Origin of the sequence: Phyllobacterium lublinensis, assembly GCF_020164435.1 — a bacterium.
Lineage (GTDB): Bacteria > Pseudomonadota > Alphaproteobacteria > Rhizobiales > Rhizobiaceae > Phyllobacterium > Phyllobacterium lublinensis.
The window spans coordinates 273779-290611 of the sequence record NZ_JAIUDQ010000006.1 but is presented as its reverse complement, the minus strand read 5'-3'; the positions used below and the strand labels follow the sequence as shown (position 1 = coordinate 290611).

The 16833-nt window shown below is 54.5% G+C and carries 11 protein-coding genes; 3 read left to right on the top strand and 8 right to left on the bottom strand.

The features are described from left to right. Positions 1 to 60: 60 nt before the first annotated feature. Together K9U38_RS10955 and K9U38_RS10950 are read right to left on the bottom strand one after the other, a co-directional pair. Entirely contained in the window at positions 61 to 1833 is a 1773-nt protein-coding gene (locus K9U38_RS10955) for a thiamine pyrophosphate-binding protein (protein WP_224494353.1), read from the bottom strand. A 25-nt stretch (positions 1834 to 1858) separates the two neighbouring features. Beyond that, complete coding sequence (locus K9U38_RS10950) at positions 1859 to 3430, bottom strand: FGGY-family carbohydrate kinase (RefSeq protein ID WP_224494352.1); 1572 nt, start codon at positions 3428 to 3430, stop codon at positions 1859 to 1861. Positions 3431 to 3717: 287 nt separating this feature from the next. On the opposite strand from K9U38_RS10950, the gene K9U38_RS10945 reads away from it, so the two are divergent. Both K9U38_RS10945 and K9U38_RS10940 read left to right on the top strand, forming a co-directional pair. After that, the gene (locus K9U38_RS10945) at positions 3718 to 5430 is read left to right on the top strand and encodes a glycerol-3-phosphate dehydrogenase/oxidase (RefSeq protein ID WP_224494351.1); all 1713 of its coding nucleotides are present in this window, start codon (positions 3718 to 3720) and stop codon (positions 5428 to 5430) included. Further along, positions 5427 to 6218: a GntR family transcriptional regulator gene (locus K9U38_RS10940; RefSeq protein WP_224494350.1), complete on the top strand. Its 792-nt coding sequence runs from the start codon at positions 5427 to 5429 to the stop codon at positions 6216 to 6218. Before K9U38_RS10945 ends, K9U38_RS10940 begins: the two co-directional genes overlap by 4 nt. A gap of 1275 nt (positions 6219 to 7493) precedes the next feature. On the opposite strand, the gene K9U38_RS10935 is transcribed toward K9U38_RS10940, so the two are convergent. After that, the gene (locus K9U38_RS10935) at positions 7494 to 8291 is read right to left on the bottom strand and encodes a DUF1194 domain-containing protein (protein WP_224494349.1); all 798 of its coding nucleotides are present in this window, start codon (positions 8289 to 8291) and stop codon (positions 7494 to 7496) included. Between the two features lie 443 nt (positions 8292 to 8734). Between K9U38_RS10935 and K9U38_RS10930 the strand changes: the two genes are divergently transcribed. Further along, the gene (locus tag K9U38_RS10930) at positions 8735 to 9751 is read left to right on the top strand and encodes an aldo/keto reductase (RefSeq protein ID WP_224494348.1); all 1017 of its coding nucleotides are present in this window, start codon (positions 8735 to 8737) and stop codon (positions 9749 to 9751) included. Between the two features lie 94 nt (positions 9752 to 9845). Here K9U38_RS10930 and K9U38_RS10925 read toward each other — a convergent pair whose 3' ends face one another. The 5 genes from K9U38_RS10925 to K9U38_RS10905 form a co-directional block, all read right to left on the bottom strand. Further along, positions 9846 to 11522 carry an ABC transporter ATP-binding protein gene (locus K9U38_RS10925; protein WP_224494347.1) on the bottom strand — a complete coding sequence of 559 codons (1677 nt, stop codon included), beginning with the start codon at positions 11520 to 11522 and terminating at the stop codon, positions 9846 to 9848. After that, positions 11519 to 12451, bottom strand: a complete 933-nt coding sequence (locus K9U38_RS10920) for an ABC transporter permease (RefSeq protein WP_224494346.1) — start codon at positions 12449 to 12451, stop codon at positions 11519 to 11521. The genes K9U38_RS10925 and K9U38_RS10920 overlap by 4 nt, the downstream gene beginning before the upstream one ends. Next, the gene (locus tag K9U38_RS10915) at positions 12448 to 13428 is read right to left on the bottom strand and encodes an ABC transporter permease (RefSeq protein ID WP_224494345.1); all 981 of its coding nucleotides are present in this window, start codon (positions 13426 to 13428) and stop codon (positions 12448 to 12450) included. The genes K9U38_RS10920 and K9U38_RS10915 overlap by 4 nt, the downstream gene beginning before the upstream one ends. 70 nt (positions 13429 to 13498) lie before the next feature. Beyond that, positions 13499 to 15133 (bottom strand): rhodanese-like domain-containing protein, encoded by a 1635-nt coding sequence (locus K9U38_RS10910; protein WP_224494344.1) that lies wholly within the window; start codon positions 15131 to 15133, stop codon positions 13499 to 13501. A gap of 54 nt (positions 15134 to 15187) precedes the next feature. Continuing rightward, positions 15188 to 16780, bottom strand: a complete 1593-nt coding sequence (locus K9U38_RS10905; RefSeq protein WP_224494343.1) for an ABC transporter substrate-binding protein — start codon at positions 16778 to 16780, stop codon at positions 15188 to 15190. Positions 16781 to 16833 lie beyond the last annotated feature (53 nt).

Genomic DNA, 16833 nt, shown 5'->3' with positions numbered 1-16833 from the left:
CTCGTAACAGCACTCTTCTACTTTCAGAATTTCGCCCTCCACGAAGATCTGAAAGAGCGCTCAGTCCAGCGCAGGGGATATCTTCCAATCCCGTAGCTTATAGACAGTACCGGGACGCGGACGTGGCTCGCTCGCGCCTTCTTTCATGCGTCGCTTGAAACTGTGGATGGGAGTTGCCAGATCGTCGATGCGGATCTCGACGACTGATGGCCCTTCGCAGGCAAATGCCTTGTCGAGAGCCGGGCCGATCTCGTCGGGTGTTTCGACGTAGAAGCCTTCAAGACCCAGGCCCTGCGCGGCAGCAGCGAAGCCCGGCTTACAGCTCTGATTCTCCAAAAGCGCAGACTGAACGTTCTTGAAGAAAATGTCCTGCCACAGCTGGATCCATCCCAGACGGCCATTGTTGAGGACGATGTTCACCACCCGTTGCTTGTGTTGCAGTTGGCTTGCCAATTCCCCGATCGTATAGGAGAACCCGCCGTCTCCAGCCACGGTTACAATACGCACATCAGGACGCGTTGCGGCGGCGCCGACAGCTGCCGGCGTTGAATAACCCAAACCACCCTGTCCTCTGGCATAGAGGAAGCCGCGGCCAGCCTTTTTAGCGGGGAGGAAATTCGCAATCCATCCCGCCGAGAAACTGGCATCTGAGATTACTATGTCATCCTCGCCAAGCCGCTTAGCCAATTCGTACATCGCGCGCGGCGGAGAGATCGGGATTTGATCGCTTTCGATCTCAATGCGTTTCTGCTCTTCCCCTTCCGCCTTGACGGTTTTAATCCGTTCGATCCATTCCGAATGTGTCTGATCCTCCAGCGATGCGTTCAGGAGCGTCAAAGCCTCGCGAATATCACCGAACAGCGGGACGGTTGGGCGGAAGGTCCGACCATGCTCCAGAGGGTCGGCATCGATCGTAATTGTGGCTTGTTCAGGCAAAGGCAACGTCCAGTTCATTGCCGTGTTCTGACTGGCCTTTGAGCCGCACCAGATGACAAGATCGGCTTCTTTGACAAGCTCAATAGCGGCCCAGGAGCCAAGCGGGTTCAATGCTCCGGCGGCGTAAGGCAAGGTTTCGGCAACAGCACCACGTCCCGTTAAACTTGTGACGACCAGCCCCTGCAGCTTCTCGGCGAATATGCCAACCTCCTTTGTCGCGGACGAACCGTGCACGCCGCCACCGCATACGAGCGCAGGCCGCCTACTCTTCCGGATGAGAGCGATCGCATCTTCGATTGGGCCGGCAGGGGGCGCCGAGCGCAAATACGGGGCGCGGATCGCCCGGTCGTCGACGGCGATTTTAATTGCGTCCTCGTCCCAATCTGCGTCGAATATGTCATGCGGTATGATTAGGGCAACTGGGCCCTGTCGCGGCGAAGTGGCGGTTCGAAATGCGGTGCGGATCAATTCGGGCAGAGCGGCAACAGAGGGGACCAGCCAAGCGTCCTTCGAGATAGACTTGAAGAACGTCAGCTGATCAAAGCCTTGGGAGGCAATACCTTTTTCCTTGAGCGGCAGCCAGTCGAGCGGCAATTCGCCGACAATACCTATCATTGGGATGGACGCGTTGAGCGCTTCTACGAAACCTGCAGACAGGAGATTGGCGCCTGGCCCGACCGTGACATCGCAAACGCCAGGCTTGCCTGTCAACCGAGCATACGCATCGGCCGCATAGGCCGCATTGCGTTCGTCGCGCATCAGAACATGGCGAATGCGATCGGTACGTCGTGAGATGCCGTCGTGAAGTGCCGTGGTCTGGCCCCCAGGCATGCCGAATATGAGCTCCACGCCATATTGTGCCAGCATTTCCGAGACCAGATCTCCTATATGAGCCATTATCTTTGTTCCTGCGTTGTGCCGTTTAGTTTGCAAGGTTGGTTTCATCCTCCACCAGAACTGGTGGACGGGTGTTTCTGCGTAGTTTCTGCATATTCCAGATGGCGCCGATGCTTGTGACAGCATCCCTGTAGTTGCCGTATTTTTCTTCGATCGCCTCCACCCTGGTTGGATCGGGATCAAAGCGGCGTTCAACCACCACCATCTTGTCGATCGCCGTCTGCACGTCCGGATAGAGTCCGCTGGCGACGGCACCGCACATGGCGGCGCCCTTGGCGCCGAATTCCGTGCCATTGGCTATCTCGACTGGAAGATTAAGCCCATCGGAAAACATTTGAGCCCAGACGTCGCTCCGCGAGGGTCCGCCGGCAAGACGCACGACATCGCAAGTTGCCGCGTCAGGCCCTGCAAGGTGGGTCTCAAGATCGTATTTGTGTGCAAAGACGATGCCTTCATAGACTGCGCGCATCACGTCGCCGAGATTGTTGTCTGCGGTAAGCCCGAGGAAGCCGCCCGGTGCGCCCTTTGGACCGCCAAACAGGAAGGGAAAAAACAGGATGTCGTTGTCGCGTCGAAGCGCAACATCGACGAGAGAATTACATACATCGTATATCGACTTGCCTTCACGAATTGCACGGTCGCCTTCTGCGGCGAGCATAGTCTTGCACATCCATTCGAGGTTGCTCGCTGATGTCGGGGTTGCAGAGGTCGCGAGAAATGTTCCGGCTACAGGGTATGCCGCCTGGATCGTCGGCAGCGGATTCAGAGCCGGACGACTATGCAGAGTGGAATTGATGCTGAATGTGCCAGCGACAACTGCAAGCTGGTTGGACGTCGCGACGCCCGAAGAAAGCGCGCATCCCACCACATCATAGACACCCCGGGCAACGGGGGTTCCGGCGAGCAACCCCGTCTGTTCTGCAGCCGCGTCGCTGAGGCCTGCAACGACCTCAGTCGACGGTCGAACCGGAGGCAGTTTGTTGATCCAAGCACTAAGACCAAGCTGTTCAAGTGCGCCAGTTGCTACCGACCCCGAATTTACATCAACGACGCCAGCGCAACCGGCATCCGTAGGATCGGTGGAAACATCGCCACAAAGGCGCATTCTCAAAAAATCCTTGCACAGCAGAACATGAGCCGTTCGCTCTACCGTCTCAGGCTCAAAACGAGAGAACCATGACAGGAGAGCGAGGGTCTGGCCGGGCCAAATCTGCTGCTGTATCTGCGACGGCAGATCACTGATCAACCCACTCTCAGCCCATTCGCCGATAATTGCACTGCTGCGGGAGTCGGTTGACACAATGCCGTTTCGTACGGGATTCCCGCTCCTGTCGACGACAAAGACGCCCGCTCCAAATCCCGAAGGTGTGATTGCAACGATTTGCTCTGGTGCAGTATTGGTCTTCTCCATCAGATTGCGAATTGCTTCGCAAGTCGCATGCCACATCGCGTCGGCGTCGCGTTCGGTCCAGTTCGCTTTCGGGAATAACATTCTATTTGGGCGACGCTCACACCCCAGCTCGTTTCCAAGAGGATCGAACAAGGCAACCTTCGTCATCGTCCCTCCGGCATCTATGCCAATGAGGCGCTCACGCATATCTCCTCCCACCACTGCTGCTTCCTCGCCCTCTCCTCAGGACTTGTCAGAACCGCATTCTGAATTCAAAGCAACTTGTAATTACGAGTTACCGTACTTGATCTTTTTTTAGAGTCAACCAACTTTGCGAGTTGACCCAATTTTCCCTGAAACACGACTGATGGACTTGCGTCAACCATTCGGCTGTCGGACGAAAAAATCATTGCACGCCACAAACTTGTAATTATAAGTATCTGAGTTTAGCGGTCTTGAAGTTGGTTGAACTAAATGCGTTGGGAGGCGTGGGTATGCGAACAAGAAGTGATGTTCTGGAGCAATTGCGCTCCAGGGAGTCAGAGACAGACATCATCTTGATCGTGGGCGGTGGCATCAACGGCTTGGGTCTTTACAGGGACCTGGCCCTCCAGGGCTGCCCCGCAGTCCTTGTGGATAAGGGAGACTTTGCCTCGGGCACGAGTGCGGCCCCATCCCGGTTGATACACGGAGGCTTGCGTTATCTCGAAACGGGCGAATTTGCTTTGGTTAAGGAGTCCGTCATCGAACGAAATCACCTGCTGTTGAATGCGCCGCACCTTGTCCACCCATTGCGCGTGTGGGTGCCAGCCTTCAGTTGGGTTGGAGGCACCTTCTCGGCAGCCTTGAGATTCTTGCGCCTTAAGAAGACACCCGGCGCCAAGGGGATCGTTGTTATTAAGCTAGGGCTGTCCTTCTTCGATCGGTTCGGCAAGGCTAATCAAACAATGCCGCGTCATCGGTTGGTGAGCGCAAAAGAGGTACGCAGCCATTTGTCCGAGCTTTCGAGGAAAGTTAAGGCCGTTGCCGAATACTACGATGCGCGTGTAACACATCCGGAACGCCTGGCGCTCGAACTGGCCGGAGATGCTGAGCAGGACTGCCCGGAATCCATTGCAATCCCTTACGTTTCGCTACGGCGGACGCTGGATAGCAAGGTAGAGCTTTATGATGAGATAGGGGGAACGAGCTTTTGGCTCCAGCCTTCCATGGTGGTCAATTGTGCAGGTCCGTGGGTGGATCAGGTCAATCAATCGCTGGGCATCAACCTTCGCCTCATGGGTGGAACAAAAGGTTCGCACGTTGTACTCAAGCGGTCAGACCTCGCAGCAAAACTCAATAATCTGATGCTTTATTTCGAAACTCACGACCATCGCGCCTGTTTGATTTACGCGCTTGACGAAACCCATGTGCTGCTTGGGACAACCGATCTTCGTACCAGTGATCCTGACGATACGGTTTGTTCTGAAAACGAAATTACTTACCTCTTCGACGTTTTGCAGCAAGTCTTGCCTGATGTAACACCGAGCCGCGAAGATATCGTGTTCACTTATGCCGGGGTCCGGCCCCTCCCTTTCAATGAAGACGGAGCAACAGGGGCTATAAGCCGCGATCATTATCTCAAAACCTTGCCCCCAACAAACGAGCGTGGATTCCCCGTTCTGAGCTTGGTCGGCGGCAAGTGGACCACCTACCGCGCCTGCGCAGCACAGATGGCTGACGAGGTCTTGCGGCATCGCGGCAAGAAAAGGACGGTTGACACAATCGATATTCCCGTTGGTGGAGGTAAACGCTTCCCTTCAAAGCCTTCCGAGTTTGCGGCAAAGGCCAAGGACCTAGCTGTAACGCATAAGTTGACAGTCGATAGCGCCACAACACTGCTGGAGCGCTACGGTAGCACTGCCGAAATTGTTGCAGCTGAGGTTCAAGCTTGTCATCATGACCGGCTAGAATTTGCCTCGGATTATTTTGTTGGTGAGATCACTGTGATTGCGAAGAATGAGCGAATAACGCGGCTTGCCGATATTGTTCTAAGACGGACTCTGATGGCATTTGAAAACAGGGCGAATAGCCATGCTGTTCGAGAAATCGCGGAAATCGTCGGTGCATTGTTGGCTTGGGATCGCAATCGCATAGAGCAAGAAATTACTCAAACAATCGATTCTCTTCGCTTGCGTCATCATGTTGGAGTAAAGATTCCGTCATGAACACAGTGCTAAAAAAGCGGACGCATCCACGTGATCCGGTCAGCGAGCCGTTAACCGAACGGCGGCCGATCAGTGACGGTGGAACACCGCTATGGGCACAAGTTAAGTCGTCGCTGATCGAAATGATTGCGGATGGCAGGATGGAACCACGCTCAAAGCTGCCTTCTGAGACTGAACTTTGCGCGAAATTCAATGTGTCGCGCACCGTAGTGCGCGAAGCACTGAAACAGCTCGTGTTTGAGAGATTGGTATACAAACATCAGGGCAAAGGTTCTTTCGTTGCGGAACGGCGTGACGAGCAGGACTTCATCGGGTCGACGGTGGGCTTCAGCGACGAATTGATGGGCAAGAACAAGCTCGTAACTCGGCATGTCATTCGCCAGGAAGTCGCTCTTCCTACATCGCGTGCGCGAAAACTGCTGAGACTGGAGAGAGACGAGCGGGTCGTCATGATCGATCGCGTCATGTTGGTTGACGGCGAGCCAAGAACACTCGTTCGCATAAGCCTGCGCCAGAGCGCGGTCCCGGGACTTGAGGCGCTACCTCTCGAGAAAAGGTCGCTTTATGAGACACTTCGCCGACAATACGGTATCAGCCTGAAGCGCGCCGAGAGGTGGATTGAAGCATACACGCCGACACACGAAGAAGCTCAGCTTCTTCAAGTCGCACCGAATACGCCCCTCGTATCGATCGAATCCTGCTCCTACGGAGATGGAGACGACCCCCTTGAGTATTTCGTAGCGATCTACAGGACAGATCGCGCACGATTGCATTTCGTAATAAAATAGGACTGATCGAGAACTGGTTCGATCAGTCTTTCGGTTTTCACAATCTGCAAGCGCTCCATCCCGTCGATGAAGCACTAATCACCGTCATGAACACATCCATTTCGACGAAGAAGACACGTCGTTTGCGGGCTGTGGATGACGATCCTCGATTGACGACAACCTATTACGATTTCCATCGCCACTAGGTTACCGTCTCAACACTGCACCGGACGCGCGTTCCTACAACCTCACGGCCGATGGCCTAGGGCTGCGAGCCTTCGGCCGACTAAGCAAGCTTATCTACTTGTGGGGCACATTCGTTGATGGAAGAACAATCCATCTCCCCTCATCCCATTCCCTATGGACTCATCACTATGGACGGAGGGCGTCAGGTCATCTTGTTTCTATCGCGCGCGGGGATCTCCTCGCCGTTTTAGCAAGTACCATTTTTGTTCATTCGAAGTGCACGCTGCAGTTCACGTGTGAAGTTACCAAAGCAGATACGAAAAACGGATGTATTACGTACAAAACCAAACGGACCCAAAAGAATTTGGAAGGCTTGGATCTCATCGCATTTGCTGACGGTGTGCAGGGACTCGGCCAAGCGAAGGCATCGTAGTTGGTTTGCGACTAACCCTCTTGCCCTGAGAGCAATGCTAATGGATAGGCGCGTTCGTCGCGACCGCTCCCCGCCCCGCGATCAGGGCTGCTTTTGGGGCAACGTGGAAGTGGGCTCGACGGCCGAATGGCCGACGCAAGCCGTCGTTCTGTTACGAAATCCAAGATGTTCGCTTTGGGCCAATCGCAGACCTTGGTGGCACGCCTCCCAACAAAAACGTGACCAAGCAGCTGTAGCTAAAGAAGTTTGACCGGAAGGTACAAACCGACATCTAGATTCGATAGAAACGCTCTGCGTTATCGTGAAACAATTTTAATCGGTCAGCATGGGAGAAGCTGGTGGTGATCAGTGATCCAACAAGTTTTGCTGAGAGGGCGGGCTGAAAGAGTTTTGGAGAAGGTGTGGAACGCCCGACTTCAACCGATGACAATGCCGACACCTACCAAGCAGCTGACCGGCCCTCTCCTCACCCCCATGACCACCCCACTTGCCAGCGGGCGCAGCAGTCGGTTTTTGGAGTTTCGGGAAAAGAGTGTGCTTGGTTTGAGGCGCAGTATTATGAGATTGGAGTGTAGACGGGGTCCACAATCTATTGCCAATTGCTATACTACAACCGTCTTTGGTTTCAGAAGAATGGATTACTCGGCGATTTATGTAATCGACGCTTCTGACAGGAACTATTGTTCTATCCGCCCCTCCTGCATCTCTTCGCCAATAAAGCAATTGTAGTCTCCCCGGACGTCCACACGCTTCAATGGCGGCTTCGACCCCTGCATGTCGCTGATGGTCTGCCCCAATATCTCGATTGTAAGCTTGCGAAGAATAGTATTTGCAAAATTGCCAGCCGCTGTGATTTTCAATAGGAACGCCCCTTCGCCACCGATCACGCAGTTCTCGTAATAGGCGTCGAGATCCGGAATCGATGCTGAATCCTGACGCATCAACATGATTGGAAGGCCATCGATCACGATGCCCTCGGCGACAGCCAAATTGCGGGCAATGGGTGCTGGAACACCTGCGTTATTCGGACCGTCTCCGGAGATGTCGACTACACGCCGCATGCCTTGATACAGGTTGATCCGAAAGAGTTCTCGCGAGAATGCAAGAGTGTTGGAGATCGAGGTGAATGGTATCCGGCTCATCGGCTGTCGGTCCAGAGCGTCCGCAAACTGCGCCGCGGTACCGGGGCCGTCGATCAGTGTCCATGGTACGACCTGGACAGCAGAACCACCCCACTCAACGTAGGTCACTGCGATCTTGCCAACTGGTCCGCTCTGTATTGCATCGATGAGTGCAGGCGCGTGAAAGGCATCCACATAACCTTGCCGTTGAATTCGCAGTTCGTCGATCTCCATTGAGTAAGAGACATCAACGGCAAGAACCAGCTCAACATCCACTTTAACCGGAGACACGCCGACAGGTGTACCGCTCCCCGAAAGGCCAAAACAGACAAGTAGCATGCAGTACAGTTTCATGGTGAGGGTAGTCCTGGTGCAGGATCATATTACGCCCGCTCGTCGAGCGCATAATGCAAGGATCTCAACCGTCATTTCTATCCGGAACTCACGCAAAGTGCGCATGGACTCGCCACTGGAAGCCCTCAAAGCGATTTTGAACGCCATTCTGGGATAAGTGGGGTTCAGACGTTAGAAAAGCGTTCTATAACCCGATCAATCTCCAGAAATTTTCTCGCATATCCAAACCAACAGTAACAGAACATCTCTATAGATTTAGTGCATTATAGTTGACACTCCAGCTCCAATTGAAACTTGTGCAGGGTGTTACGCAACACATTAAATTCTCCACGTTTTGCACCTCCTCATACGCACGTTTTAGCGTTTTGCAGCAGCCGACGGACGCTAGGCGCTGCTTAGCCCAATAGCTTTCTCGGAAGCAAATACAAGGAACAGAACTGGATATGACTTTAAAGTACAGAACACTTGGCCGTAACGGCCTGCATGTATCGCCTCTTTGTCTTGGAACGATGATGTTCGGCGGAGAAACCGACGAGCCTACATCCAGGCGCATCGTGGACCGGGCATTTGAACAGGGCGTGAATTTCATCGATACCGCCGATGGATATGCAAACTTCCAGTCAGAAGTAGTTGTTGGTAATACCATTCGCGACAAGCGCGACAGTTGGGTTTTGGCGACAAAGTTCGCTAGTCCACGTGGTGAGGACCCTAACAGCCAAGGCACTTCCCGCAAATACATTCGCCGGGCTGTAGAGGGCAGCCTGAAGCGACTTGATACGGATTACATCGACATTTACTATCTACATCGCGAAGATCATAACACGAATGTCGCAGAAACTGTTCGCACGCTGGGGGATTTGATTTCGCAGGGGAAGATCCGTTATTACGGCCTCTCCAATCACCGCGCCTGGAAGATAGCTGAATTCAGCCGGGTCGCCGATCAACTCGGTATCGATAGGCCCATCGTTAGCCAGCCGCTTTACAATCTCGCCAATCGCCAGATCGAATTCGAGCATCTAGACGCATGTGACTATTTTGGTTTGGGCGTCGTTCCTTATAGTCCCTTGGCGCGTGGAGTACTGACTGCAAAATACCGGATCAATGAGGCACCATCGGTGGAAAGTCGTGCCGGCCGCAACGACAGACGTCTGCAACAGACCGAATGGCGGCCAGAATCCATAGATATCGCGCAGAGGATTGCAGCGCATGCTGCGGAACGCGGCATTACACCAGGCCAATTCGCCCTAGCCTGGGTCCTCAACAACCGGTTGATTACTTCTCCAATTGTCGGGCCGCGCACCGAAGCGCAGTGGGAGGATTATTTGCCAGCTCTCGAATATCGCTTTACAGCGGAAGATGAGGCACTGGTGAATGAGCTTGTCGTAACAGGGCATTCTTCTACGCCAGGCTTCAACGATCCCGGACACAAATTTTTTGGCCGACGTCCCTATGTTGGCTGATCTTAAAGAAGAAAAAGAGCCGGGCCAGCCAGCCCGGTTCAAGGCAACGGACAGAGGGTGACAACTTGGCCCTGTTAAGTTAACCCTGACGTATTCAGGCCGATGCGGCAATCAACTGACGCGTATAGGCGTGCTGGGGCGAGCGCCAAATTGTTTCATGATCTCCGCTTTCTATGATTTTCGCATCCTTCATTACCATGACCCTGTCGGAAATATATCGCACCACAGCGAGATCGTGCGATATAAACAGGTACGAGAGATTGAACTCATGCCTTAGATCGACCAAAAGATTGAGCACCTGCGCCTGCACCGAAACGTCAAGTGCCGACACTGGCTCATCGCAGACCACTAGTTTCGGTTTGATAACCAGCGCTCTTGCAATAGCGATGCGCTGTCGCTGGCCACCAGAGAATTCGTGTGGATATTTTCCAGATGCTGTTGCTGGCAGGCCAACACTATCAAGTATACCGCGAACTCTTGCCTGTCGCTCCACCTTGTCACCAACCCCATGCACGACAAGGGTCGTTTCAAGCATATCGCCCACCGAGCGGCGAGGATTGAGCGAACTGTAAGGATCCTGAAAGATCATCTGGAAATTACGTCGCAACGGTGTCAGGTGCCTATCCTTCAATCCCGTAAGTTTAACTCCATCCAGCCATATCCCTCCAGAGGTTGGGCGAACAAGCTGCATGATCGCTCGACTGAGAGTTGATTTTCCGCTCCCGGATTCACCAACAAGACCAAGTGTTTCGGCCTTTGCTAATTCAAAACTGACATTGTCGACTGCTCTCGTCAGTCGCCCGCGCTTGTCGCCGTAGTCGATGGTGATGCCTTCAACGCGAAGTAGAGACGTTGCTGCTGTTGGGGGACGGTTTTTTTCACGAGCGTTCCGCTGGTTCAGTGCGAATTGATACTGCCCCGAACTATCCCGGTAGGAGCGAATCTCAGCTAGTGGGCGCTGAAGGTAATGGTTGTTTTCGTCCAGTCGGATCGAGGCCCCTTGAAGTCCCCGCGTATAGGGGTGTCGGGCCTCGGTAAAGAGATCCGACGCTGCCAGCGCTTCCATTTTTTCACCGTGGTGCATGACAATGACATTATCTGCCCAACGGGCAACTAACGGTAAATTGTGAGAGATCAGCAGCAATGACATCGAAAGCTCACGCCGAAGCTTGTCCAGCAGTTCGAGGATTTGCGCCTGAATCGTCGCGTCGAGCGCCGTTGTCGGTTCGTCCGCGATCAACAAATCAGGCATGCAAGAGACCGCCATGGCGATCATCACCCGCTGTCTCTGCCCACCGGAAAGCTGGTGCGGATAGGCGTCAATCAGACGTTGCGGCTCGGGAAGTTGCACCAAATCGAGCAACTCCAAAACACGCTTGCGAACCTGGATCTTGTCCAATTGTTGGTGATGGCGGATGGCTTCCGCAATCTGGTGGCCAATCCGATAAACCGGATTGAGTGAACTCATCGGCTCCTGAAAGATCATACCGATGCGATTGCCACGGATCGCCTCCATCTCTGCTTCAGGAATTTCGATGAGGTTACGTCCCTGGAACCGGATTCCGCCGCTTATTGCCACCGTGTCCGGCAGAAGCCGCATAGCTGCGTGAGCGGTCGTGGATTTGCCGCAGCCGGATTCACCTACAAGCGCCACCGCTTCGCCGGGCATAATATCAAACGACAGGCCGTTGACGGCATTTCCAGCACGGCCACCGCCGCCATAGGCTACTTTAAGGTCAACGATGGAAAGAATGGGTGTCTGACGGGTCATCCGTTATTCCTCAATCGTGGATTCAGCGCCTCATTCAAACCATCGCCAATCAGATTGATGGCAAGGATCGTAACAATGATCAGCCCGCCAGGAATGGCGGTCAGATACCAAGCATCCTGGAGCATGGTGCGGCCATTGCCGATCATACTTCCCCAAGTTGGAACATTAGGATCGCTCAGTCCAAGAAATGACAGTCCGGCTTCCGTGAGAATGGACGACGCAATCAACACGGACGTTGTTACAATTACCGGCGGCAGAGTATTGGGCAGTATTTCCTGCCAGATAATGCGTAGTCTACCGTAGCCTTGGCTGCGGGCAGCAGTCACGAAATCGGATACGCGCAACCAACGGAATTCCGCCCGCACCAGCCTGGCAATCGTCGGAAACGAGCCGACACCGATTGCAAACGTGATCATACTGAGCGTCGGGCCGCCGATAGTTACGATGACGACGGCCAGCAGAAAAGAAGGCGTGGTCTGAAAGAGCTCAGTAATGCGCATCAGGACATCGTCGACCCAACCGCCGAAATAGCCCGCAATCGCACCCACCACCACACCGATGAACACGCTGACCAGCGCCGACAACAAACCTATGGCGAGTGACATGCGCGCGCCATGGACCAAGCCAGCCAAGACGTCACGGCCTAGAGGGTCTGTTCCCAGCGGATAGGCGCTCAGTTGAAACGGAGGGATAACAGCCGCTGCAACTGTGGAAAGAGGGTCGTCTGGAAAGAGCAGTCGGGCGAAAAGTGCCGCGAGCACTAGCAACAGGAGCGTCACCGCACCGGCGACCGCAGAACGATGCCGCAGAAATGCCTTCCATGCAGGTTCTGCCTCAGGTTGAGGTGCTCCGGCTTGAACAGCGGAAAGGACTCCGTTTGCGGGGCACACAATGTCCTGTGGAATTGCCGCTATCTTGGGTGCATTCATGCTTCGATCCTCGGGTCCAACCAGGTTTGCACAAGATCAGTGAGAATATTGGCCGTGATTACGAGAATGGAGGAGATCAGCAGAATTCCGAGCAGAACGACATATTCCCGTGCCAGAACCGCCTCGTAGGTCAGCCTCCCGAGCCCTGGCCAGCTGAATATCGTTTCAATAACGACGGAACCACCGAGTAACGCTCCCACATGCATACCGGTGATCGTAGAGAGCGGAATAAGTGCGTTTCTCAGGACATGACGAAAGGTCACCTGCCGCGAGGTGAGTCCTTTCGCCCGCGCCGTGCGCACATGATCGGCAGTGCGGGCTTCCACCATCGCACCACGCGTAAGTCGTGCAAAGATGGCCACGAAGAACGTTGCGGAAGCAACCACGGGTAGCACCATGTGTTGAGCGACGTCCCATGCATAAGCCCAGCCCTTCGAAGCGCCACCAAGCGTACGGGACCCTTCCGGCGGTAACCAGCCGAGATGAACGGAAAACACAACGATGAGCATCAGGCCGATCCAGAAACCGGGCGTCGAATAGAGTACAAGAGACAGCAAAGACAGCAGTTTGTCGGGCCACCTATTGCGCCAGCGCTCCATGATGACTCCAAAAAGGATGCCCAGCAAAAAAGCGAGTACCAGCGCAGCAAACTTCAGCAGCACCGTCATTTGCAGCCGCGCGAGTATGAGATCCGTGACATGGGCATTATAACGTGCCGAAAAGCCAAGGTAGAACTGCGAGAGATTATGGAAATAGTTGATCAGCTGGGCAAACACAGGTTGATCGACGCCAAATCGCACACGCAACATATCCATTGTTTCTTGTGTGGCGGCTCCGGATTCTGCGGCGAAAGCTTCAGCCGCATCGCCAGGCAGGAGCTGTATCAGCGTGAAGTTCAACAGAATCACGCCCAAGACAAGAGGTACGGCCTGCAGCGCTACGCGCACAAATCTCCGAGAGAGTCTTCCCGCAGGCATTTTTCACTCCTCATATTCTGGCAATTGGCAAGCTGCGCCCGCTCAAAAAGCGGGCGCAGGGCTTTTTTCATTAGTCAAATGAGTGCAGCCGGATCGTCGCCAGCGCGTCCGGATCATTGGTAAGGCGCGCAACGAGCCCCACTTCCCAGTCCAAATAATCTCGGAAAAGAGCGTTGCGCCTTTCCGGTTCCAGCGCATAGCGATCCGGTAGATCGGCGCCCGCTTCAGGATCAAGGCCACCTTTTTCCAAGGGCAGTTCAGCCACCTTCCAAGCATTAGTGCCGCCAAGCACGGCACGAACGTCCTTACCAGTTATTGCCCGCAGTTCGGCTGCTCTAATCTGCGCCAGAACGCCATCTTCCGATGTAAGAACCGATACCCCAGCAACTGCCAAGACAGCAGCCTCCAATTCGGGACGGCGGATATAGCGCGCCGATGGTATATGCCCTTTGCGATATTGGTTTGAGCTTGACAGATCGAAAACGACGGCCTCATCGTTGCTCAGGCGCTCATTCAACGTCTGTGGCAACAAATAAGGTGCGGCAGGGTGCTGTCCGGCGATAATTCGCTGCGCTTCCGGCCCACTTTCCTGGTCAGCCCGCAGTGGGCCATCCAGTACATAAACCTCGTATCCGCCCTGCTGCACCAGCCAGGACGCCGTCAGTCGATCCCGCACACCCTCCGGATCATAGACCACGATCCGCGCACCCCGAACACCCACAAAGCGCTCGGTGCCGCTGGCAAGCTGACCGCCTGCTGCATGTCGGAACCCGCTGGCGTGACCAACGCGATATTCCTCTGGCGACCGGACATCGAAGAGGAAAAGCGACCTGTCCCTCTCCACCTTAAAGCGATCCAGTGTCGCATTATTGATCGTTTTTACGCCGGTTCGATCTGCCAGCTTGCGGGCAAGCTCGCGGGTGGCTGTCAGCTGATTACCTTCCGCAAAGCCGGCGGTGGCGGCAGGACCATGTTCAAGGTTGTAACCTGCAATCAGCCACTCCATCGTCCCGCCTGTCAAAGATGCCACAGGGTTGGATATCCCCGCGTTGATGAGCGACTGTGCTCCAAGAATAGAGCGAGTGCGCCCGGCGCAATTGGCCACCACCAGCGTCTCCGGCTTCAGTTGGAGCGAGCCAATCCGATGCAATATTTCAGAACCGGGCGCATTTATTGCTCCGGGAATGTGGAACGCCTCGAATTCCTCGCGTGGACGGGTGTCGAGGACCACGACATCTTCGCCATTGTCAATTCGAGACTTCAAATCCGTGGCAGTGATGTTCGGCGTGTTTTGAGCGTGTTCCACCACTTCGAAGAAGCCGATACTGGGCACATTGCGTCCAGTGTAGAGAGAATAGCCCGCCTCGTTCCACGCCTGATTGCGACCTTGCAGGAGCCGAATATCGCTATACCCTGCTGACCGCAATATTTGTGCCGCCGCTTCGGCCAGTCCCTCGTTGTCGTCGGTAAGTATGATGCGGGTATCGAGGCGTGGTATCAGGTTGAAAGCCAGCAATTCCAATTTCGAGAATGGCAGATGGACTGCATAGAGAATATGGCCTGTTGCGTAATCGGCCTCTTCACGCAGATCGAATAATGCAAGTTCCTTTCCATCGGTCAAAGCAACCTTAACGTCCAGAACACTGATTTCGGTGAATGGTCCCGCATCGGGAACAGCATGTACGGTTGAGAGCGTGTGAGCCATGGAAGTCTCCGGTGTCAAGGACGCGGTCCCGCAAATGGCGGGCCGCCCTCGCTGTCAGTTAAAGTGGGTCTGTGAGTTAGAACCGCTGCCGCCCGCAGCATCTTCGATCACGTTGCTTAGGTTCGCCCGCGCTACAAGGGGATATCGCGGTGAGATCACCGGAATGCGGACAATATCTTCTTGCACGATACGCTGAAACTCGTTGTAGTATTGCCTGCGCCTGGCGGGATCGATCTCCGCCCCCGCTGCTTCCAACAAGCGATCGACTTCTGGGTTGGAATAATTGGCCGCATTGGAAAATGCCACGCCCGGCTTGAAATTCTTTGACCAGTAGAAGCGCTGCGCACCGATTGCGGGGTCAGGACCGACAGTTGCATGATAGATGATCGTGTCGAAGTCGCGCTTCGTATAGGCACGATTGACAAATTGACCGAAATCTTGATTGCGGATCTCCAGATCGACGCCGATCTTGGCAAGGGTGCTGCGAATAAACTGCGCGACCAGAAGATGTGTAGCATTATTGGCGGCGTAGTCATTGAACAGCTTGAGGCGGACACCTTCGCTATTGCGCTTGTAACCTGCCTCTTCCAGAATGTTCTCTGCCTTCTCCAAGTCAAAGATGTATTTCGGAACGTCGGCATTGTGCCATTCCGGCAGGCCCGGTGGTATCGGGCTTTCGGTCGGGGTGGCGAATCCGTAGTAAAGGTTCTTCTGAATGAAATCGCGATCGATAGAGTGAGCGAATGCTGTGCGCAAAGCACGGTCTCTAAAGCGCTCACGGTCCAGATTGAACTCGAACACCACTGCGCCGACGGCGTAAAGCGAACCACGCGGATCGTCGATCACCTGAATGTCTGCATTTTTTTGCAGCCGCACAATATTACTGAGGGGAACGAAACTCGACACCTGTACGGTTCCTGCCTCTATCGCCGCGCTGGTTGTTGCTGGATCGGGCAGCGTGCGAATAATCAACTGATCCACGAGTGGATGACCGGCATCCCAGTAATCCTGGTTTTTCTCTAATGCGATATGGCTGCCGCGCTCCCATTCAACAAAACGGAACGGTCCGGTGCCGATCGGGCTGTTGTTGCGCTCCGCCACTGCCAGATCCCCCTCTGCGGGATATGTATGGCGCGCCAGAACCGGCGATTCATTCGCCACTAGCCCAAGCAAGACGACTGGCGAAGGGACCGACAAATCAAAGATGATGGTATGATCATCAGGTGAGTGGGTCCCCGTGACATTGGCAAAAGCACCACGACCACGGGCATGGTATTTTTTCCATACATCAAGGGAAAAGGCGACATCGTCCGGCGTCAGGGGTGTTCCATCATGGAACTTTACACCCTTGCGCAAATGAAAAGTGATGGTCTTGCCGTCACCGCTGACCTCCCAGGCTTCTGCGAGCGCCGGAGCTGGTCTACCGTCCAGACCCACCTTGATCAGACCATCAAATATTTTGGACGTAGGCGGTCCGGCTTGAGTGGTGAAAGCGCCTACGAGGTGCACAGGCTCCACGGAATTGGACACTACCAGCACGCCGCCTGTCTTACCGTCCGCAGCACGTGAAATTGTGAGACCGGGTACGGCAGAAAGACCGACACCTGCCAATGTGGAGAGCAATAAATTCCGCCGATTTATGGTCATTTGCGCTTCCTTCGATGGGTTCAATGGAAAGATTCTTATTGTCTACTGGATTG

Excerpts from the sequence above, each read along its gene's own strand:
- K9U38_RS10955 (WP_224494353.1), bottom strand. The coding sequence starts at position 1,833 with ATGGCTCATATAGGAGATCTGGTCTCGGAAATGCTGGCACAATATGGC.
- K9U38_RS10950 (WP_224494352.1), bottom strand. The coding sequence starts at position 3,430 with ATGCGTGAGCGCCTCATTGGCATAGATGCCGGAGGGACGATGACGAAG.
- K9U38_RS10945 (WP_224494351.1), top strand. The coding sequence starts at position 3,718 with ATGCGAACAAGAAGTGATGTTCTGGAGCAATTGCGCTCCAGGGAGTCA.
- K9U38_RS10940 (WP_224494350.1), top strand. The coding sequence starts at position 5,427 with ATGAACACAGTGCTAAAAAAGCGGACGCATCCACGTGATCCGGTCAGC.
- K9U38_RS10935 (WP_224494349.1), bottom strand. The coding sequence starts at position 8,291 with ATGAAACTGTACTGCATGCTACTTGTCTGTTTTGGCCTTTCGGGGAGC.
- K9U38_RS10930 (WP_224494348.1), top strand. The coding sequence starts at position 8,735 with ATGACTTTAAAGTACAGAACACTTGGCCGTAACGGCCTGCATGTATCG.
- K9U38_RS10925 (WP_224494347.1), bottom strand. The coding sequence starts at position 11,522 with ATGACCCGTCAGACACCCATTCTTTCCATCGTTGACCTTAAAGTAGCC.
- K9U38_RS10920 (WP_224494346.1), bottom strand. The coding sequence starts at position 12,451 with ATGAATGCACCCAAGATAGCGGCAATTCCACAGGACATTGTGTGCCCC.
- K9U38_RS10915 (WP_224494345.1), bottom strand. The coding sequence starts at position 13,428 with ATGCCTGCGGGAAGACTCTCTCGGAGATTTGTGCGCGTAGCGCTGCAG.
- K9U38_RS10910 (WP_224494344.1), bottom strand. The coding sequence starts at position 15,133 with ATGGCTCACACGCTCTCAACCGTACATGCTGTTCCCGATGCGGGACCA.
- K9U38_RS10905 (WP_224494343.1), bottom strand. The coding sequence starts at position 16,780 with ATGACCATAAATCGGCGGAATTTATTGCTCTCCACATTGGCAGGTGTC.